At 64.7% G+C, this 19,888-nt stretch carries 20 protein-coding genes; 13 read left to right on the forward strand and 7 right to left on the reverse strand.

The window, feature by feature from the left end; translation table 11 throughout:
- Positions 1–153: 153 nt before the first annotated feature.
- The 5 genes from J2X53_RS15245 to J2X53_RS15265 form a co-directional block, all read right to left on the reverse strand.
- Positions 154–2,433, reverse strand: a complete 2,280-nt coding sequence (locus tag J2X53_RS15245) for a hypothetical protein (RefSeq protein ID WP_349038349.1) — start codon at positions 2,431–2,433, stop codon at positions 154–156.
- Positions 2,430–3,299 carry a flagellar motor stator protein MotA gene (gene motA, locus J2X53_RS15250; RefSeq protein ID WP_349038350.1) on the reverse strand — a complete coding sequence of 290 codons (870 nt, stop codon included), beginning with the start codon at positions 3,297–3,299 and terminating at the stop codon, positions 2,430–2,432. The genes J2X53_RS15245 and motA overlap by 4 nt, the downstream gene beginning before the upstream one ends.
- Positions 3,300–3,362: 63 nt before the next feature.
- Entirely contained in the window at positions 3,363–3,932 is a 570-nt protein-coding gene (locus J2X53_RS15255) for a hypothetical protein (protein ID WP_349038351.1), read from the reverse strand.
- On the reverse strand, positions 3,929–4,306 hold the full coding sequence (locus J2X53_RS15260; protein ID WP_349038352.1) for a hypothetical protein: 378 nt from the start codon (positions 4,304–4,306) through the stop codon (positions 3,929–3,931). Before J2X53_RS15260 ends, J2X53_RS15255 begins: the two co-directional genes overlap by 4 nt.
- A gap of 12 nt (positions 4,307–4,318) precedes the next feature.
- Positions 4,319–4,801, reverse strand: coding sequence for a flagellar basal body-associated FliL family protein (locus tag J2X53_RS15265; protein ID WP_349038353.1), 483 nt, complete (start codon positions 4,799–4,801; stop codon positions 4,319–4,321).
- A 97-nt stretch (positions 4,802–4,898) separates the two neighbouring features.
- Between J2X53_RS15265 and fliF the strand changes: the two genes are divergently transcribed.
- From fliF to fliP, 4 genes are read left to right on the forward strand one after another with little or no spacing between them, the layout of a single operon-like run.
- Complete coding sequence (gene fliF / locus J2X53_RS15270) at positions 4,899–6,530, forward strand: flagellar basal-body MS-ring/collar protein FliF (RefSeq protein ID WP_349038354.1); 1,632 nt, start codon at positions 4,899–4,901, stop codon at positions 6,528–6,530.
- Positions 6,530–7,129, forward strand: coding sequence for a flagellar biosynthesis protein (locus J2X53_RS15275; protein ID WP_349038355.1), 600 nt, complete (start codon positions 6,530–6,532; stop codon positions 7,127–7,129). The genes fliF and J2X53_RS15275 overlap by 1 nt, the downstream gene beginning before the upstream one ends.
- Positions 7,122–7,391, forward strand: a complete 270-nt coding sequence (locus J2X53_RS15280; protein WP_349038356.1) for a FliM/FliN family flagellar motor switch protein — start codon at positions 7,122–7,124, stop codon at positions 7,389–7,391. Before J2X53_RS15275 ends, J2X53_RS15280 begins: the two co-directional genes overlap by 8 nt.
- 6 nt (positions 7,392–7,397) lie before the next feature.
- Positions 7,398–8,126 (forward strand): flagellar type III secretion system pore protein FliP, encoded by a 729-nt coding sequence (gene fliP / locus J2X53_RS15285; RefSeq protein WP_349038357.1) that lies wholly within the window; start codon positions 7,398–7,400, stop codon positions 8,124–8,126.
- Positions 8,127–8,138: 12 nt separating this feature from the next.
- Here fliP and J2X53_RS15290 read toward each other — a convergent pair whose 3' ends face one another.
- Positions 8,139–8,678, reverse strand: coding sequence for a TlpA disulfide reductase family protein (locus J2X53_RS15290; RefSeq protein WP_349038358.1), 540 nt, complete (start codon positions 8,676–8,678; stop codon positions 8,139–8,141).
- Positions 8,679–8,700: 22 nt separating this feature from the next.
- Between J2X53_RS15290 and argH the strand changes: the two genes are divergently transcribed.
- From argH to J2X53_RS15315, 5 genes are all read left to right on the forward strand, one after another.
- Positions 8,701–10,104: an argininosuccinate lyase gene (argH, locus tag J2X53_RS15295; protein ID WP_349038359.1), complete on the forward strand. Its 1,404-nt coding sequence runs from the start codon at positions 8,701–8,703 to the stop codon at positions 10,102–10,104.
- A complete protein-coding gene (locus J2X53_RS15300; protein ID WP_349038360.1) occupies positions 10,101–10,232 on the forward strand; it encodes an argininosuccinate lyase in 132 nt (43 codons plus the stop codon). Before argH ends, J2X53_RS15300 begins: the two co-directional genes overlap by 4 nt.
- A 61-nt stretch (positions 10,233–10,293) precedes the next feature.
- Positions 10,294–10,602 (forward strand): DUF2834 domain-containing protein, encoded by a 309-nt coding sequence (locus tag J2X53_RS15305; RefSeq protein WP_349038361.1) that lies wholly within the window; start codon positions 10,294–10,296, stop codon positions 10,600–10,602.
- Positions 10,603–10,677: 75 nt separating this feature from the next.
- On the forward strand, positions 10,678–11,943 hold the full coding sequence (gene lysA / locus J2X53_RS15310; protein WP_349038362.1) for a diaminopimelate decarboxylase: 1,266 nt from the start codon (positions 10,678–10,680) through the stop codon (positions 11,941–11,943).
- A gap of 29 nt (positions 11,944–11,972) precedes the next feature.
- Positions 11,973–14,465 carry a TIGR02302 family protein gene (locus J2X53_RS15315; protein ID WP_349038438.1) on the forward strand — a complete coding sequence of 831 codons (2,493 nt, stop codon included), beginning with the start codon at positions 11,973–11,975 and terminating at the stop codon, positions 14,463–14,465.
- On the opposite strand, the gene J2X53_RS15320 is transcribed toward J2X53_RS15315, so the two are convergent.
- Positions 14,466–15,266, reverse strand: a complete 801-nt coding sequence (locus J2X53_RS15320) for an IclR family transcriptional regulator (protein ID WP_349038363.1) — start codon at positions 15,264–15,266, stop codon at positions 14,466–14,468. It lies immediately after the preceding gene.
- A gap of 153 nt (positions 15,267–15,419) precedes the next feature.
- Between J2X53_RS15320 and J2X53_RS15325 the strand changes: the two genes are divergently transcribed.
- Genes J2X53_RS15325 through J2X53_RS15340 form a run of 4 tightly spaced genes read left to right on the forward strand, consistent with a single transcriptional unit; the run spans position 15,420 to position 19,859 of the window.
- A complete protein-coding gene (locus J2X53_RS15325) occupies positions 15,420–17,516 on the forward strand; it encodes an alpha-galactosidase (RefSeq protein ID WP_349038364.1) in 2,097 nt (698 codons plus the stop codon).
- Positions 17,513–18,427, forward strand: a complete 915-nt coding sequence (locus J2X53_RS15330) for a 2-dehydro-3-deoxygalactonokinase (protein WP_349038365.1) — start codon at positions 17,513–17,515, stop codon at positions 18,425–18,427. The genes J2X53_RS15325 and J2X53_RS15330 overlap by 4 nt, the downstream gene beginning before the upstream one ends.
- Positions 18,424–19,032 carry a 2-dehydro-3-deoxy-6-phosphogalactonate aldolase gene (locus tag J2X53_RS15335; protein WP_349038366.1) on the forward strand — a complete coding sequence of 203 codons (609 nt, stop codon included), beginning with the start codon at positions 18,424–18,426 and terminating at the stop codon, positions 19,030–19,032. The genes J2X53_RS15330 and J2X53_RS15335 overlap by 4 nt, the downstream gene beginning before the upstream one ends.
- On the forward strand, positions 19,029–19,859 hold the full coding sequence (locus tag J2X53_RS15340) for an SMP-30/gluconolactonase/LRE family protein (protein WP_349038367.1): 831 nt from the start codon (positions 19,029–19,031) through the stop codon (positions 19,857–19,859). Before J2X53_RS15335 ends, J2X53_RS15340 begins: the two co-directional genes overlap by 4 nt.
- Positions 19,860–19,888: the final 29 nt, after the last annotated feature.

A 19,888-nucleotide genomic window follows, 5' to 3' on the forward strand; every position in this document is an offset into this window, starting at 1 on the left:
GTCCACCGAACGATGTGTCGAGAATACCCCCTCGACAGCTGCTGTCCCAGCCCTCTGGGGCGTTGAAGAGTATCGTTTTTGCGGCGGGCCGATGCGGCCGGCGGATTTTTGATGAATGGGTCTCCTGTCGTCTGCACATGGCCGGTGTCTCGGTCAAGGTTGGTCAACCATGGGTGCCGTTGCCAACAAAGCGGCAATCGCCTCCCGGGTGGCGGCGCTTTGTGTCAGGCGCGCCTGACTGGCCGCCAGTGGCGGAGTGATGCTCTGGTCAACCTGCGGGGCAAGCAGGTCTGACACCGCGCCCCACGCTCCGTCAGCCGTATCGGTGGTTCCAACAGCCGTGGCTCCGCTTGTCAGGCCGCCCGAACCTTCCGCCGAGGAGCTTGTTGCCGGATCTTCAGGGGGAGTGTCCACGACCGTCTCTGCTGGTGCGGTCCAGGTACCAGCCCAACGCTGCAAGCGTGTCGCTGCGTCGGTGTTGCCTGCGGTCTGATAGGTGGTGGCTGCCGTATCATAATCCCCCAAGGCCGTGTAAGAGGTGGCCAGCAGATCAGGATCTGCATCCGGCAGCCGGGCAGCGAGCAGCCGCATCGCCGTACGCGGATCGCCGTTGGCCAAGGCGATACGGGCGGTAAGCTCAGGATCAAGATCGCCGGATTGCGCCCACTCTGCGGCGGCGTTGGGCAGGCCAGCCCCTATCAACCGCTCGGCAATCTTGCTGCGGGTCGCCACCGGCAAAGCTGCACGGCGATCGGGGGCAAGCCCGACCGCAAAAACCAGAAGCTGCGACTCAGGGCCGGTCTCGCCCAGCAGCATCCAGAGATCCTGTTCCAGCGCGGCGTTCTCTCCAGCAATGGCAAAGGCGGCTGCAAAGTCGCCGCTCAGGGCCTTGGCATGGGCCAGCGCCCGGTCGAGCCGGGGGCGCAGCGGGCCGCTGCCGTGTTCGAAAGCAAACGCCTCCAACGCCAGTATATCTTTGCCATCAACCGCTTCGAGCTGTTGAAACCGTGCTTCAACCAGAGTGAACAAAGCCCCCATGGCAGTTTCTCCTGTTGCAGAAGTGGGCAGCGCCGCTTCTGCACCGGCAGGATCTCCTTTTTGCAGCGCCTGATCTGCCGTGAGCAGTTCGACCGTCGGGTCGTCGGGCGCCACAGCACGCTCAAAAGACTGGCGGACCACCTCGGCATTGGCGCTGTCACCCGAGGTGAGCAGTCGTTTGGCAGTTTCCGGCCCGATTGCCGCGCGCAGGGGTGCGGGCAGTGAAAGAAAAGACCGGCTGACAGCGGCACCGTTGACAAAAGAGAGCGCCTCGCCTGCGGGGGCGGCGAGGAGTGCCCAGAGTGCGGCACCCGAATCGCAGCTTTGCATATTGTGAAAGGGATTGTCTGGCGGGGTGTCGCCATCAACCAGATAAGACAGTGCGACGCGCAGACGATCGGCCTCTCCAGAGGGAAGAAAACTGAGCATCAGCAGGCGCGCTTCGGCTCCGAAGCCAAAGTGCAGATGGGTATTGGCAGCCTGAGTGACACTCTGGGGATCGGGTACGTCAAATTCCGTCAACACGGCAGCGCGGGCCAGGGCCAGTTCACTGGCCGCATCGCCGGACCCGGCCCAACTGCCCAAATCGAGATCAGCGGCCTTCGGGCAAGTATCCCCCCTGACCATCAGATCGGGAGGATCGTCCGCATCCGATGTAATTCCGATACCCGGCAATGCGTTGATTGCGGCGCGGGCATTTTCGGGCAGGGCTGTTTCGATGGTCTCCGGAAGCGGACCGGTCACCGGGTCAGGAGGGGGCAGGCGCTGTTCCATCTCGACCACGCCCTCGGTCGCGCCACGACCAACCTCGTCAATCAGCATGGAGCGGAAATCTTCCAGCTTCAGGTCAGGCTCCAGCCCGGACGCCGCCACCTCCGGGGGCGTTTCGCGGCCGGTTGATGCAGCGTCCGGCTTCAGCCAATCATAGCCACCGTCCCTGCGTGTATTCTGTCGTGGCCGCTGAACCGGAACTGGCTGGATCGGCGCTGCGATTGTGCCCTCGCCAAGGCTGAGTTCAAAGCTGGAGCCCTGCGGCGGGGGGCCATCCTTGATGTCGATCACTAATGTTCGGGGATCCAGTTCAAACGGAACGGCGTGGCAGGGACAGTCCACCCCTAGTATCAGGTCACCCATGGCCGGATCGACCCAGACAGAGCGCAGCCGCTCTTTGGTGATCACCCGGTAGACCGAGGCCAGATCATAGCGCAGACCCGGTTCCGCGAGCCGCAGGCCGTAGCCGCCACCGGTGCGGCCAAGGGTCCAGTCGACCGGAGCGGGAAAGGTCAGCACCAGCCGGGTAAAATCGCTGTGATCACCGGATTTCACCGATACTGCGCCGGTCTGCGCTTGCACCGGTGCGGCCAGAAACACGAGCAGGATCAGTATATATCTCATGCCGCATCCTGCTTCAGGCCGCGCAGCGCCTCTTCAAGGTCGCCAAAGCTGGGGCGGACAGCATGTGGGGTGTTCTGACGCCCGACCTCAATACAGATATTGGCCGGATGGTTGTGCAGATTGGCAATCAGCACCTCCCGGATCAGTTGGTAGAAATGGGCGTCTTCGTCGACCACAGCTTTGACCCGTGTGGCAAAGGGACCGACTATGCCATAGGCCAAAAACACGCCCAGAAAGGTTCCGACAAGCGCCCCACCAATCATTTTACCCAGAATTTCAGGTGGTTGATCAATAGACCCCATCGTCTTGATCACCCCCAGAACAGCCGCCACAATTCCGAGTGCGGGCAGTGCGTCAGCCATGGATTGCAGCGCATGGCTGGAATGGAGCGCGTGATGCTGTGTCGCCTCCATCCGTTTGTCGAGCACCTCTTCAACCTGATGCGGATCGTCGTAGTTCATCGAGGCGGCGCGGAAAGTGTCGCAGATCAGGTCAACCGCTTCATGATCTTTCTGAATCTTGGGATAGCGGCCAAATATGGTGGATGCGCCGGGGTTTTCAACGTGTTCTTCCAGGCCCACGGGATTTGATCTGGCAAGGCGGATCAGTTCGAACAGCAGGCACAACAGATCACGGTAGTCGCCCGGTTTCCAATGGGCACCCTTGAACACCTTGCCCACGTCTTTGGCGGTGTGCTTGACCACCGAAATATCATTCGAGATCAGAAAGGCACCAGCGGCGGCCCCGCCGATCATCATCATTTCAAAGGGCAGTGATTTCAGGATGATGCCAAGTTTTCCGCCCGCCAGCATGTAGCCGCCGAACACCATTACAAAGATCACGCCAATGCCTATGAACCCAAACATCCGGTTCCCATCCTGTTCCTGCTTTGCCAGACCATGGCACCCAAGCGTAAAGAAAGGCTGACCTTACTCCGTTGGGGCCAGTGCATTGCGCCCGGCGATCAGCACACTGACCGAGTAAGCGGTTTCGGGTTTCATCCCGGCGAGGATTGCGGCGGCGGCATCGGGGCGCATCCGGCCCAGAAAACCGGCAGCAAATTCCTGCGCCATGGTTTCAAAGATCGCGGCGGCTTCGGCAGGTTTCATCGCTTCATACACTGCAGTGAGCCGTTGCAGATCCTTTTCGGCAGCCCCATCGGCGATGGCGAGAGTCTCACGCAGCCGGGTTTCGGCGTCTTCCAGTTCTGCAAGGCGCGCAGTCAGGGCCGTATCGGCAAGGGTCAGCGCGGCCATCCTGTCCTGCAAGGCGATCTCGCGCGCAGTTACGGCGGCATCGCGTTCGCGCAGAGCTTGCGCCAGTGCGGCCGGAGGCTCAGGGCACTGCAAGGGCACTGTGCCTTCTGTGTTGTCTTCGGCGGCCTCCAGCGCCATGGCCCCGCCTATCCCATGCCCCAGCCGCAGGGCGCCGCCCGCTGCCAGTACAAGTGCCAGCAATGCAAGGGTTCCGCCCCCGCTCAGACTGCGGCGGAGCTTCATTCTGCAAGCCTCAGCCCGGCGCGGTCGGGTCTGCGGCGGACAAACCGGGGCCGCCGTTCGTCCTCTGCCTCGTCCTGTGCAGGCGGCTCTTGCGGAAGATCGTGCAGAGAGGCCAGAATCAGGTCAAGCCGTGCAGCCGCAGTTTCGGCCCGCGACACCTGTTCGTCCAGCGCGGCAGAAGAGGTCTGGGCCGAACTGCGGGCGCGTTCGAGCGCTTTTGTCATGTCATCGACCTGCGCCGAAAGGACCGCAATGGCCCCCCCCATCCCGGTTTCCAGCGTCGTGAACCGCTTGAGCCGCCGGGACAGGACCAGACAATAGACTGCGGTGGAAAACGCCCCGGCAGCCAGCAGAAAATCGGCAATCAGGTTCATGACCCGCTCCCTTCAGTTCAGGACAAATTCAGAGATCAGCAGATCGCGCACCCGGTCTTGCCCGGTGACAATCTGCACCCGGCGCAGCATCTGCGCCTTGAGTCGCATCAGCGCGGCGGGATCTTCGAGCTGCACAAGCTCTACCGCGCGCAGGTAGCTGTTCAGCACATCCGAGATGCGCGGCAGCAAAAGCTGCACCTCGGCGGCATGGGCCGTGCCCACCTCCAGCTGCGATGCGAATCGCAGATGCCGTGCGCGGGATTGGGGGCCAAGACTGATCGTGATCGGCTCGACCGGAATAAAGGTGATGTCGGGCAAGGCACCGGCGTGGGAGTCAGGGGCGGTGTCTGCCGCATGTGAGCCCAGGATCATGCCTGAATAGGTTGCATAAAACCCGCCGCCCCCCAGCAGCAGGGCCCCTGCCAGCCCGATCAGGAGCGGCAGCTTGCCTTTCTTTTTGGGCGGGGCTTCGGTCGTAGCGTCAGCTTGGGTCATCTCGGGCTCGCATTTCTTTGGCACGGACCAAAATAGATCAAAGGTCACTAACCGATTGTTAAGACGCCTCCTTCATTGATCAGCTCAAGGCAGGCGGATGTCTGCAAGACGGAGGCATGGTGTGAACAATCTCGTTTCCTTGTGGCTGGGCCTGACGCTGGCGAAGCGTATGGTGCTGGTGGCTGCCACTGTCGGGATGTTTCTGGCAGTGCTGGCTTTGGCGCGGATGGGTCCGTCCGGTGGGCAAAGCCTGCTCTATGCGGGGCTGGACGGGCGGACGGCGGGGGATGTGATCACGGCGCTGGATCAGGCGGGGGTTACCTATGATGTGCGCGGCGATTCGATCTATGTGCCGACGGCCGCGCGCGACGGGCTGCGGATGCAGCTGGCCGGTCAGGGGCTGCCCGCCACGGGCGGTGCCGGGTATGAACTGCTGGACGGTTTGTCCGGTTTTGGCACCACCTCACAGATGTTCGACGCGGCCTATTGGCGGGCAAAAGAGGGAGAACTTGCCCGGACCATTCTGGCGATGCCGCAGATCCGGGCCGCGCGCGTACATATCTCGCAGGGCAACAAAAGCGGGTTTCTGCGTGATCAGAGCCTGACAGCCAGTGTTACGGTGACAACGTCTTCAGGGTCACTTTCGGCGGAACAGGCCAATGCCTTGCGTCATCTGGTGGCCAGTGCGACCGGCAATCTGAAGCCTGAGGATGTGTCTGTGATTGATTCGGTCGCGGGTCTGATCGGCGGGCAGACTGACTCTGCCGCCCTCGCCTCCGGCGATACGCGCGCGTTGGAGATCAAGCGCAATGTGGAACGGCTGCTGGCGGCACGGGTGGGGCCGGGGCGGGCTATTGTTGAGGTGTCGGTTGATATCCTGCGCGAGCGCGAGGCGATTTCAGAGCGGACCTTTGATCCGCAGGCGCGGGTGGCAATCTCATCCGACAGTGAACAGACCAGCGAATCGTCAAAAGACGGGCAGGCCGATGTGACAGTGGCGTCAAACCTGCCCGATGGCGACGGGGCTGCCGGCGCCTCGGGCGAAAGCCAGAGCACGACCAGCCGGGAGCGGCTGAACTTCGAGGTGTCACAGACTCAACGTGACGTGCTGCGTGAACCCGGTGCAATCCGGCGGCTGACGGTCGCGGTTCTGGTCGATGGCGTGCCGGGTACGGCGGCAGACGGCACTCGGACCTGGGAGCCAAGGGCAGAGGCCGAATTGGCCGACCTGCGCGAGCTGGTCAGTTCTGCCGCCGGTCTGGACGAAGCGCGCGGCGATGTTCTGACCTTGAAATCACTGGAATTTCAGACCGTGCCGACCGAAGGTGTTGTGGCAGAGGCAGGCTTTTTGTCTCAGCTGGGGCCGGTGGACGTGATGTCGGTCATCCAGATTCTGGTGCTAAGTCTGGTCAGTCTGGTGCTGGGCCTGTTTGTGCTGCGCCCGTTGTTGACCCAGCGCGGGGGCGGGAGGGCACCGCCAGCGATGGCGGGCGGTGCGTTGTCACTGCCCGGCCCGGCGGAGAGCCGGATGCAAACGGCGCTGACCGGGGAGATCTCTGACGGTTTTGAGCTTCCGGCGATGCCGATGGTGAATTTTGACGACAGTGGCATGTACGGCGAGCCGTCGAATGACCCTGTGGCGCGGCTGCGCCGCCTGATCGACGAACGTCAGAGCGAATCAGTCGAAATCCTGCGCAACTGGATGGAAAAAGAAGAGGAGCGGAGCTGATGCCGCCGCTGAAGCTTGAGGTGTTTGAATCTCCGTCGCTGCGTGGCAAGGGCCAGACCATCGTGATGGACAGCACCGCGATCGAGGAGACCCGGCTGCAAGCCTACGAATCAGGATACGCGGCCGGATGGGAGGATGCGGCGGCGGCAACACGGGATGATCAGGCCCGGATCGGGTCAGAACTCGCCAATAATCTGCAACAGATGGCGTTTACCTTTCAGGAAGCCCGGTCGCATATCCTCAAATCCGTGCAGCCGGTGCTGACACAGCTTTGCACGCAACTGCTGCCCCCGCTCGCGCGGGAGGTGCTGTCGCCTGTGGTGCTGGATACAATCATGCCACTGATCGACGATCTGGCCGACACGCCGGTGCATGTGGTGCTGAACCCTGCTGCCCGCCCGGCGGTGGAACGGTTTTTGTCACAGGCGGCAGGTCTGCCGCTGGTGATTGTCGAAGAGCCGACGCTGGGGGAGGGGCAGGTCTATCTGCGCCTGGGCGAGGTGGAGCACCGCGTTGATCTGGATCTCGCGGTCGCCGAACTGACCCGGGCGGTGCATGATTTCTTTGAATATTCCGAAAAGGATGGCGGCAATGGATGACCCGACCGATGCGAACCCTTTTGCTCAGGTGCCGATCGAGATCATGATATCGGTCGGCAAGGCAAGGCCGCTGGTGCGCGACCTGCTGAAGCTGGGGCAGGATGCGGTGCTGCCGCTGGACCGACGGGTCGAAGATCCGGTGGAGCTGTATATCGGTGACCGCCTGATCGCGCGCGGCGAATTGCAGGAGCTTGAGGGCGAGCAGGCCGGGCAACTGGCGGTGCGGCTTATCGAAGTCGCCAATCTGCGCGGCGGATTGTAGGGCGCGATGCTGGGCTGTCGGTCTTTTCTGTTTCTGATCCTGATGTTGGGGGCCACCGGCCCGGCTCTGGCGCAGGAAGTCACGCTGAACCTTGGCGATGGCAGCTCGCTTTCGGCCCGTTCTGTACAGCTGATCCTGCTGCTGAGCGTGCTCAGCCTGGCCCCCGGTCTGGCAGTGATGGTGACCTGCTTTCCCTTTGTCGTCACGGTCCTGTCGATTTTGCGGCAAGCCATCGGGTTGCAACAGGCGCCGCCCAACATGCTGATCGTCAGTCTGGCGCTGTTCCTGACGTGGTATGTGATGGACCCGGTGTTTACCGAGGCCTGGGTCAACGGGCTTGGCCCGCTCAGCCGCGAAGAGCTGGAGCTGGCCCCGGCGATCACGCGCACGTTGGCCCCGTTCCGTGAGTTCATGGCGGCGCGGCTGGATCCGGCGACCTTTGCCCATCTGGCAGAGCTGCGGCCTGATCCGATGCCCGCCGCCTTGCCCGATGCGCCGCTGTCGGTTCTGGTGCCCGCCTTCATGCTGAGCGAGATCAAGCTGGCGTTTCAGATCGGGTTTCTGGTGTTTCTGCCATTCCTGATCATTGATCTGGTGGTGGCTGCGGTGCTGATGTCGATGGGCATGATGATGGTGCCGCCGGCGGTCGTATCGTTGCCGTTCAAGCTGGCGTTTTTTGTGGTGGCCGATGGCTGGAGCCTGATCGCGCAGGCTCTGGTACGGTCCTATTTATGATAGAACACGCTGTCACTGTGCCGCGAGCGCCGACAGAACCGCCTTGGCGCTGTCGCTGTCCCAGTCTGCATCACCGATCAGCCGGGCGATTTCCTGCCCCTCGGGGTTCAGGATCAGCGTCACCGGCAGGGCCATCACACTGGCAGAGCGGGAGAGTTCCGATTTCGGGTCACGCACCACCGGCAGGTTGGTGATGCCAGCCTCGGCGTAGAATTTCTGAATGCCCGGCACTGCATTGCGCCCGGTGGCGACAGGCACCACGGCGATGTCGGGCAGGGCGGCCTGCAAGCGGTCGAGCGAGGGCATCTCGTGCCGGCATGGCGCGCACCAGGTGGCCCAGAAATTCAGCACCACCCATTTGCCGTGGTAATCGGCCATCGACACCGGGTTGTCGTCAGCATCCAGCAAGGCGACCTCTGCAAGATCCACCGGGGCAGAATGCAGGGCGAGCTTTTTCATATCGCCATCGCGCAGCGCGGCCACATCGGCCGCCACCGGATTTGCACCAAGCGCCAAGGCCGTATAAAGGACAGCCAGAGATTTCCGCAGCATAACCCCTCCGAAAGACGCATCCATGACCGCACCCGCAGACCCAAAAACCGCCAACCAGATGTGGGGCGGGCGTTTTGCCGAAGGGCCGGACGCGATCATGACGGCGATCAACGCCTCGATCGGGTTCGACCAGCGGCTGTACCCGCAGGATATTGCCGGGTCGCGCGCCCATGCGGCGATGCTGGCCGCGACGGGTATCCTGACACCTAGCGATGCCGAGGCGATCGGGGAAGGCCTGCTCACCGTGTTGTCAGAGATTGAAACGGGGCGCTTCACGTTCCGCACCGATCTGGAAGACATCCACATGAATGTGGAGAACCGGCTGAAAGAGCTGATCGGCGCGCCGGCGGGGCGGTTGCACACGGCGCGGAGCCGGAATGATCAGGTGGCGGTCGATTTCCGGCTTTGGGTGCGCGATCAATGCGATGCGGCGACCCTCGGGCTGACCGCGCTGATGCGAGCCTTTGTCGCACAGGCCGAAGCGGGGGCCGATTGGGTGATGCCGGGCTTCACCCATCTGCAGACCGCGCAACCTGTGACATGGGGGCATCACATGCTGGCCTATGTCGAGATGTTCGCCCGCGACCGGTCGCGGTTCGAAGATGCGCGGCGGCGGATGAACGAATGCCCGTTGGGGGCAGCGGCGCTGGCGGGCACCGGGTTCCCGATTGACCGGCAGATGACCGCAAGCGCGCTGGGCTTTGACCGGCCGACCGCCAACAGCCTCGATTCGGTCAGCGACCGCGATTTCGCGCTGGAGTTTCTGGCGACCAGCAGCATTTGTGCGATGCACCTGAGCCGGTTTGCCGAAGAGCTGGTGATCTGGTCCAGCGCCCAGTTCCGTTTCGTGCGCCTGTCCGACAAATGGACGACGGGCAGCAGCATCATGCCGCAAAAGAAAAACCCTGACGCGGCAGAGCTGCTCCGCGCCAAGATCGGGCGGATCCTGGGGGCGACGGTGGCGCTGTTCACGGTGATGAAAGGTCTGCCGCTGACCTATTCCAAGGACATGCAGGAAGACAAGGAACAGGTGTTTGACGCCGCCGATACGCTGATGCTGGGTCTGGCCGCGATGACCGGGATGGTGGGCGACATGACCGCCAACCGCCCCGTGCTGGCGCAGGCGGCGGCGAGTGGGTTCTCCACCGCGACCGATCTGGCAGACTGGCTGGTGCGCGAGCTGGGCCTGCCGTTCCGTGACGCGCACCATGTGACGGGCACGCTGGTGGCGTTGGCGGAAAGCGCGGGCTGCGATCTGCCGGATCTGTCGCTGGCGCAGATGCAGGGCGTGCATGCGGGCATCCGCGCCGATGTGTTTGATGTGCTGGGGGTGGAAAATTCGGTCCGCTCGCGGCAGTCTTATGGCGGCACCGCACCGGATCAGGTGCGCGCGCAGGTGGCGCGCTGGAAGGAGATTTTGGCATGACCCGTCTGGTTTTTGCAGTTTTGGCGCTTGGCGCCCTTGCCGCCTGCGGGGCGGATGGGGCGCCGGAACGCCCCACTCCGGGAGTTGCGGTGACGGGGGACGCGCGGGTCGGGGTTGTGCTGAACTGATCCTGCTACTGGCCGTGGGGCGGTGGCGCGCTAGCTTTCTGGTGAGACCAAGGGGGCAAGCATGACACCGCTGCGCATGATCTATCTGGCACTGGCGATCTGGGGCGCGGTGCATCCGATGTACTGGTTTGTCAGGTACATGCGGGAAACCGGCACCGGGTTGTCGGGGCTGATTGATGCCTGGTATGTCAATGCCTCGACCACCGGGCTGACCTGGGATCTGACGATTGCGGCGATTGCGCTGACGGTCTGGGTGCTGGCCGAGACGGTGCAGCGCAAGGCCTGGGTCAACCTGATTGCCGTTCCGGCCACCTTTTGCATCGGGGTCAGTTGTGGCTTGCCGCTCTATCTGTTCCTGCGGTCGCGCTGAGACACGTTCCGTTTGAAGTTGGGCGCGGCAGCGGGTAGATGCTGGCGCGCAAAGAGAACCGGGGTTGCGGGGCACATGGACCATTTTCTGTATCAAAACGGCCTGCTGCATGCCGAAGATGTCGCGATTGCCGATATAGCGGCCACGGTTGGCACGCCGTTTTACTGCTATTCGGCGGCCACGCTGACCCGGCATTATCACCTGTTCACCGAAGCGCTGTCGCCGCTGCCGCATCTGGTGTGCTTTGCGATCAAGTCGCTGTCGAATGTCGCGGTGCTCAAACTGTTGGGCGATCTGGGCGCGGGCATGGATGTGGTGTCGGGCGGCGAATACCGCCGCGCCCGTGCGGCGGGTGTGCCGGGAGAGCGGATCGTGTTTTCCGGGGTCGGCAAAACGCGCGAGGAAATGCGGCTGGCCCTGACCGGGGGTATCCGGCAATTCAACGTGGAATCCGAGCCGGAAATGCGGGCGCTGTCCGAAGTGGCGGTGTCTTTGGGCGTGGTGGCCCCGATCACCATCCGGGTGAACCCGGATGTGGATGCGAAAACCCACGAAAAGATCGCGACCGGCAAGAGCGAGAACAAATTCGGCATCCCCATCGCCCGCGCATCCGAGGTCTATGCCGAGGCGGCGGCGCTGCCCGGCCTGCGGGTCATTGGCATCGACGTGCATATCGGCAGCCAGCTGACCGAGCTGGAGCCGTTCGAGCAGGCCTACCTCAAGGTTGCCGACCTGACCCGCCGCTTGCGCAGCGAAGGGCACAGCATCGAACGGCTGGATCTGGGCGGGGGTCTCGGGATTCCCTATGCCCGCTCGAACGAGGCGCCGCCGTTGCCGACTGATTATGGCGCGTTGATCAAGCGCACGGTGGGCGATCTGGGCTGCGAGATCGAGATTGAACCGGGGCGGCTGATCTCTGGCAATGCGGGCATTCTGGTATCGTCGGTGATCTATGTGAAAAACGGCGAGGGCCGGGATTTTCTGATTCTGGATGCCGCGATGAATGATCTGGTGCGCCCGTCGATGTATGGCGCGCATCATGACATCGTGCCGGTTGTGGAACCTGCGCCGGGCCACGAGCCGCAGCCCTATGATGTGGTTGGCCCTGTGTGTGAGACGGGGGATACCTTTGCCAAGCAGCGCGCACTGGCCACGCTGGCCGAGGGCGATCTGGTGGCGTTTCGCAGTGCGGGGGCTTATGGCGCAGTGATGGCATCGGAATACAACACGCGGCCGCTGATCCCCGAGGTTCTGGTCAAGGGGGATCACTTCGCTGTCATAAGGGCGCGTCCGACCTTTGACGAAATCCTTTCGCGCGATACCATCCCCACATGGCTGTGACACCCCGTGCAGCCCGTGGAAAGGCTGGCATGGCGGTTTCCGACCCATACGACATTCTGAAAAGCATCGCTCTGCCGCTGCGTCTGACCCATATCGGGTTGTGGGCAGAGCGGTTGACGCGGGCGTTCTGGCCGCTGTGGACATTGGTGCTGGCGGTGCTGGCGGCCTTGGCCTTTGGGGTGCAGGACCATGTTGCCATTGAATATGTCTGGGGGGCAGCCGCGCTGGTCGCGGTTGGTGCGCTGTTTGCGCTGGGGCTGGGCCTGCGCACATTTCGCACTCCAACCCGGGCTGAGGCGCTGGTGCGGCTTGATTCGCGGCTGCCCGGCAATCCGATTGCCGCGCTGACCGATGTGCAGGCGATTGGTGCGGGTGATCCGGCCTCATTAGCAGTCTGGCGCGCGCATCAGGCGCGGATGGCGGCACGGGCGGCGCAGGCGCGGGCGGTGGAACCCGATCTGCGGCTGTCGTCGCGTGATCCGTTTGCGCTGCGCTATGTGGCGCTGACCGCGTTTGTCATGGCGCTGATGTTCGGTTCTTTGTGGCGGGTGACTTCGGTGGCGGCGCTTGCGCCGGGGGCCGCAGGCTCGCTGGCGGCGGGGCCAACGTGGGAGGGCTGGGCGCAACCGCCCGCCTATACCGGCAAGCCGACGCTGTATCTGAATGATGTGACGGCAGAGGCCGTCGAAGTGCCTGTCGGCACCCGGCTGCAGTTTCGCCTGTATGGCGAGGTTGGCGCGCTGTCCCTGACTGAAACCGTCTCGGGCGCGACCGAAGTGCCGGCGGATGGCGTGCAAAGTGTGGCGCGCGATTTTGTGCTGAACAGCTCTGGCACGGTGACCATCGATGGGCCGGGCGGGCGCGCTTGGGCGTTTACCGCCACGCCAGACCGGGCGCCGACGATCACGCCCGAGGGCGAGATCGGGCGTGAGGCGGATGGCCGTTTCAAGCAGGGCTTTGCCACCAGCGACGACTACGGCGTGGTGCAGGGGCAGGTCAGCATTGCGCTGGATCTGCCCGGCATCGACCGCCGCTATGGGCTGGAGACCGAGCCAGAGGCGCGCGAGCCGGTGGTGCTGGATCTGCCGATGCCGGTGACCGGGGATCGGGCCGCGTTTTCGGAAACCCTGATCGACGATCTGTCGCAGCATCCCTTTGCCAATCTGCCCGTCGTGATGACCTTTTCGGCCACCGATGCCGCTGGCCAGTCGGGGCAGGCTGCACCGCTGAACGTGACCCTGCCGGGCAAGCGGTTCTTTGACCCGCTGGCGGCGGCGCTGATCGAGATGCGTCGCGATCTGTTGTGGACCCGCGCCAATGCCGCGCGGTCGGCTCAGGTGCTCAAGGCGGTGACGCACCAGCCCGAGGAATTCATCCGCAACCAGCGCGCCTATTTGCGGCTGCGGGTGGTGATGCGGCAGCTGGATGCCGAAAAGGCCAGCCTGACGCCGGAAATCCGCGACGAGATTGCCGAAGAGCTGTGGCAGATCGCGCTCTTGGTCGAAGAGGGCGATCTGGCGTCTGCGATGGAACGCCTGCGCCGCGCGCAGGACCGGCTGGACGAGGCGATCCGCAACGGCGCCAGCCCGGAAGAGATTGACCAGCTGATGCAGGAAATGCGGCAGGCACTTGCCGATTACATGCAGCAACTGGCCGAAGAGTCAGAGCGCAACCCCGACAGCCAGCTTTCGCAGAACATGGAAGGCATGGAAATGTCGGGCGACCAGCTGCAACAGATGCTGGATGAGCTGCAAAAGCTTATGGAAGAGGGCCGGATGGCCGAGGCGCAAGAGCTGATGGAGATGCTGCGCCAGTTGATGGAGAACATGCAGGTCACTCAAGGCGAGGGCCAAGGGCAGGGCCAGGGTCAAGGCAATCAGGCGATGCGCGATCTGGGGGAGACCCTGCGCGATCAGCAGGGGCTGTCGGATGACGCGTTCCGCGATCTGCAGCATGGCCAGCCGGGTGGCCAGCAGCCGGGGCAAGAGGGCGAAGGCGAAGGCGAAGGCCAGGGCGGCGAGGGTCTGGCTCAGCGTCAGCAGGAATTGCGCGACCGGCTGGGCCAGCTTGGCCGGGGCCAGCTGCCCGGCGAGGGCAGCGAGCGTGGCGAAGCTGGACGCCAGCAGATGGACCGCGCCGGCCGCGCCATGCGCGAGGCTGAAGAGGCACTGCGCGGCGGCGATCTGCCCGGCGCGCTGGACCGGCAGGCCGAAGCGATGGAAGCGCTGCGCGAGGGCATGCGCAACTTTGGCGAAGCCTTGGCCGAAGAGCAGCGCGAGCAGCAGAACGGGGCCGATCAGGGCGAGGCCTTTGGCCGTGCCGACCCCAACAGCCAGCGTGACCCGTTGGGCCGCGAGCCGGGCGATTCTGCACGGATCGGATCGGACCGCAACATGCTGCAGGGCGAGGACGTATATCGCCGCGCGCAGGATTTGCTGGACGAAATCCGCCGCCGCACCGGCGATCAGCTGCGGCCAGAGGCGGAACGCGACTATCTGCGCCGCCTGCTGGATATGTTCTAGTCAGCCCTGCTCGGGAAAGCGCCAGTTTTCCGCCTCGGCGGCGATCCGGGCGGCGCAGGCCATGACCTGCCCGGCCTCTGCCTCCAGCGCTTCGAGCGAGGTGCGCGCGGTGGTCGATGTCACCGACAGCGCGCCCAGCACCCGCCCGGCTCGGGTCAGGATCGGCGCGGCGCAGCAGATGATCCCCGGCTCATGCTCCTCGCGGTCAAAGGCATAGCCACGGGCGTGGATCGCGGCCAGTTCGGCACGCAGCCGGTCGGGGGTGTCGAGCGTCTGTTCGGTGAAGCGGTGGAACGATTGCCGCAAAAGCGCGGCCTCTACCGCGCTGTCGGACATGAAGGCCAGCATCGCCTTGCCCACCCCGGTGCAATAGGCGGGGCCGACCTTGCCGGCCTGTGAAAACATCTCGACCGGTTTGGCGGCGTTGCATTTGTCGACATACAGCACCTGCCCCTGATCCATCTGTGCCAGATGCACCGTCTCGCCAGTGTGGCGGGCGAGATCGGTGATGAAAGGCCGGGCAATCGGGGCAAGCGAGCTTTGCGCCCAGGCCGCATGGGCCAGCCGCACCAGCCGCATGCCCATCGTATAGGTGCCGCGATCGCTGTCATAGCTCAGCATGCCTTGGTTCGTCAGCGTTTGCAGAAAGCGGTAGAGCGTCGCCTTGGGGTAGGGCGCGGTGTCCAGCAGCTCGGAAAAGCGCACGGGTTGGCCATGGCGTGCCACCATATCCAGCACATCCAGCGCTTTGCCGACGGTTCCGTCTGCCTGCCCCCCGTCTGCCTGCTTGTCGCCTGCCATCCGCTTCCCCTCACCCTGCTGCCGTTGACACTGGGCAGGATAGCAGCCATAATTCTCATTATTCAAGACTTAGTTTCAAATATTGGAACTAAAGAGGGGGGCAACAATGGCCGGAACAGCAGCACACGGCGTGGCGCGTCGGAGCGTCGGGCCATGACCGAGGATTTACGCAGCCGTGTCGCTGCACTCTGGCGGATGGATGCCGGGGGGCAGACCCTTGCGCTGACCTCGGAGGGCGGCCTGCCTTCGGTGATCTACTGGGGCGCGCGGCTGCCCGAGGCCGAAGATCTGGCGCAACTTGCCGCCTCGGCCCGGCACGACCTGACCGGCGGCATGCTGGATCAGTTGTCCCCGCTGACCCTGACGCCGGAGTCGGGCCGTGCCTTTGCCGGTCAGCCGGGGCTGATCTGCGCCGAAGCCGACGGCACGCCGCTGCATGCGCTGTTCCGCTTTGACCGGGCGGAGCGGCAGGCGGACAGCCTGACCCTGATCAGCCGGGCCCCCGGTCTGACCCTGACTCACCGGATCACCGCGCAGGCGACCGGGGTGTTCACCCTGCAAACGGTGCTGGAGGCCGCGCGCGACATTCGCGTGCAGTGGCTGGCCGCGCCGGTGCTGCCTGCGCCGCAGGCGGCGGATCACATGATCGACGTGCATGGCCGCTGGGTGCGCGAGTTTCATCTGAACCACGTGGCCTGGACCCCCGGCATCCGCGCACGCGAGGCGCGCACCGGGCGGTCTGGGCATGAGCATCCGCCCTATCTGATCCTGCCGGAAACCGGGTGCTCCAATACCCAAGGCGCTGCTTTTGCGCTGCATTATGCGTGGTCAGGGGGCCACAGGATGCTGGCCGAAGAATTGCCCGATGGCCGCCGTCAGGTGCAGTTCGGCGCGCCCTTGGGCGCGGAAACGGCAGCTGGCAGGCGGTTTGAAACGGCAGAGCTGGTGGCGGTATACTCTGACACCGGGCTGAACGGCATCGCTACCGCGTTTCAACGCGACATTCGCGACCGAGTGGTCAGCTGGCCCAACCCCGCCCGCCCGCGCCCGGTGCATTACAACTGCTGGGAGGCGATCTATTTTGACCACAGCCTCGCCGATCTGACGCAGATTGCCGACCGCGCGGCCGCACTGGGGGCAGAGCGGTTCGTGCTCGATGACGGCTGGTTCGGGCGGCGGGATGATGACACCCGGTCTCTGGGCGACTGGACCGTGGACCGCAGCAAATGGCCTGACGGGTTGCAGCCGCTGATTGCGCATGTGCGGTCCTTGGGCATGACCTTCGGCCTGTGGTTCGAGCCGGAAATGGTCAACCCCGACTCTGACCTCTGCCGCGCCCATCCCGATTGGGTGCTGGGGCCGCTGGATCAGGTGACCGGGCGCAATCAGCTGGTGCTGGACCTGGGGCGGGCCGAGGTGCGCGACCATCTGTTCGACGCGGTGTCGGCGATCCTGTCCGACCATGCCATCGACTACATCAAATGGGATCACAACCGCCTGCTGCCGGTGGTGGATACCGCCCAGACCCATGGCGCGTATGATCTGTTCGACCGCTTGCGCGCGGCCCATCCGGGGGTGGAGATCGAAAGCTGCGCATCGGGGGGTGGGCGGATTGATGCGGGCATCCTGGCACGCACCCACCGGATCTGGCTGTCGGATTGCATTGATGCCGAAGAGCGGTTGCGGATGCAGCATGATGCCGCGCTGTTCCTGCCGTCCTGTGTCACCGGCAGCCATGTCGGCGCAGAACACAGCCACACCACGGGCCGTGCCTTGCCTATGGCTTTCCGGGCATGGGTCGCGGCGCAGCGGCATTTCGGGTTCGAGATGGACCCGCGCCGGATTTCTGACGCCGATGCTGCGGTGCTGACCGAGGTGACGGCGTGGTACAAGGCCAACCGCGACTGGATGATGGCCGGCACCATCCTGCGGCTGGACAGTGCCGACCCGAGTGTCACGGCCGAGATGCAGCTGGCGGCGGATGGCGGGCGCTTTGTGGTCTTTGCCGGGCAGAATGCGCAAAGCGTGCAAAGCCTGCCGCGCCCGTTGCGGCTGACCGGGCTGGACCCGGCGGCGCGCTACCGGATCACGTTGCGCAACGCTGTTGATGCGCCGCCGCAATCGCGCGGGCCGAATGCGCTGAAAGCCGGTCCGCTGACGCTGACCGGGCGGGCGCTGATGGGGCAGGGCATTTTGCTGCCCGTGGCATGGCCCGCAACGATGTGGGTGACAGAGGGAGAGCGGCTATGACACCGGACCGAACTGGCGTGGACTGGATCGCCGTGGACTGGGGCACGTCCAACCTGCGGGTCTGGGCCATGGGGGCGACGGGTATTGTGGCGCATGCGGACTCGGAGGATGGCATGGGGCAACTGGCCCCGGACCAGTTTGAACCGGCTTTGCTGGCGCTGATCGCGCCGTGGCTGGGGGCGGGGGTGACGCCGGTGATCGCCTGCGGCATGGTCGGCAGCCGTGAAGGCTGGCACGAAGCGCCCTATCGCGCGGTGCCCTGCACCCCGCTGGACCGCGCCGGGCTGGTGCAGGTGCCGGTGGAGGAAGCGCGGATCACGCTGCATCTGGTGCCGGGGCTGAAGCAGATGAAACCCGCCGATGTGATGCGCGGTGAGGAAACCCAGATTGCCGGGGCTCTGGCGCTGCACCCGGCGTTTGATGGCGTGATGTGCCTGCCCGGCACGCACTCCAAATGGGCGCAGATCAGCGCGGGCGAGGTGGTCAGCTTTCAGACCTACATGACCGGCGAGCTGTTTGCGCTGTTGTCGGAGAAATCTGTGCTGCGGCATGGGATGGCGGGCAAGGGCTGGGATGACGCCGGGTTTGAGGCTGGCCTGTCCGCCGCCCTGTCCCGTCCCGACCGGATCGGCGCGCAACTGTTCAGCCTGCGCGCCGAAGGGCTGCTGGCCGGGTTGTCCCCCGAACAGGAGCGGGCGCGGCTGTCGGGCCTGCTGATCGGTGTCGAACTGGCCGCGGCCAAACCCTATTGGCTGGGCCAGCCGGTCACGCTGATCGGCGACGAGGCGCTGTGCCGCCTCTACGCCCGCGCGCTGTCGGTGCAGGGGGTAGAGGCGCGGCTGTTGCCCGCCACTGAATGCACTCTGGCCGGGCTGGCCAGCCTTGCCCGCCCGTTGGAGGCCAAGTCATGACCCATCGCAATCTGATCGCCATTCTGCGCGGCATCACCCCGCGCGACGCCGTGCCGGTGGCCGAGGCGCTGGTGGCTGCCGGGATCACCCGGATCGAAGTGCCGCTGAACTCGCCCGACCCGCTGATGTCGGTGGCCGCGATGGCGCAGGCGATGCACGGTCGGGCGCAGATCGGGGCGGGCACCGTGCTGAGCGTGGCGGATGTGCATGCGGTGCAACAGGCGGGCGGCACGCTGATCGTCTCGCCCAATTGCAACCCGGATGTCATCGCCGCCACCAAGGCCTGCGGCATGGCCTCGTGGCCCGGTGCGATGACCCCCACCGAATGCTTTGCCGCGCTGGCGGCCGGGGCGGATGGGCTGAAGATCTTTCCTGCTTCGCTGATCGGCCCCGAAGGGGTCAGGGCGATGCGGGCGGTTTTGCCGCCCGACACTTCGGTCTATGCTGTCGGCGGCGCGGGGGCCGATAATTTTGCCGACTGGCTCCGCGCCGGGGCCGATGGTTTTGGCATTGGCACCGCGATCTATAATCCCGGCCTGTCGGCTGCCGATGTCGCAGCGCGCGCGCAGGCCATTGTCAAAGCTTATGATGAGGCCGTCGCATGACCCTGTTCAACGCCACCCGATGCACCCTTGGCGAAGGCCCACTCTGGCATCCCGAACGCGGTGAGCTGCTGTGGTTCGACATTGTCGGCTGCCGCCTGCATTCGGCCAGCCGCCACTGGGACTTTGCCGAAATGGTCAGCGCGGCGGGCTGGGTCAGCCGTGATGAGCTGGTGATCGCGTCCGAGTCGCGGTTGTTCCGCTATGATCTGGAAACCGGGGCCGAAGAAACGCTGTGCGCGTTGGAGGCGGACACTCCCGCCACCCGCTCGAACGATGGCCGCGCCGACCCGATGGGCGGGTTCTGGATCGGCACCATGGCGAAGGCCGAGGGCAAGGGCGCAGGGGCGTTCTACCGCTACTACAAGGGCGCGCTGCGCAAGCTGTGGGGCGGGATCACGGTGACCAACGCCCAGTGCTTTGCCCCCGATGGCCGCACGGCATACTTCAGCGACACGCCCACGCATCAGGTGATGCGCGTGGCACTCGATGCCGAGGGCTGGCCCTGTGCGGCACCCGAGATCGCTTTGGACTTCACCGCGCAGGGCTGGTATCCGGATGGGGCGGTGACCGATGCGGCGGGCAATCTGTGGATCGCATTCTGGGGGCGCGGCTGTGTCGAGGGCTATACGCCCGCCGGGGAAAAGCTGGCCACGCATGCATTTTCCTGCCCGCAAACCACCTGCCCGGCGCTGGGGGGGGCTGACTTCAGCCAGCTTTATTGCACCTCTGCTGCGCGGGATCTGACCGACGGCAACCCGGCCAATGGCCAGACCTTTGTGCTGGATACCGGCATCAGGGGCCGTGCCGAGCCGCGCGTTCTGCTCTGACCCGGCGGGCGGGTGGGCGTCGTGCTCTT

This window comes from Pseudotabrizicola sp. 4114, from assembly GCF_031457365.1.
Classification (GTDB): Bacteria; Pseudomonadota; Alphaproteobacteria; order Rhodobacterales; family Rhodobacteraceae; genus Pseudotabrizicola.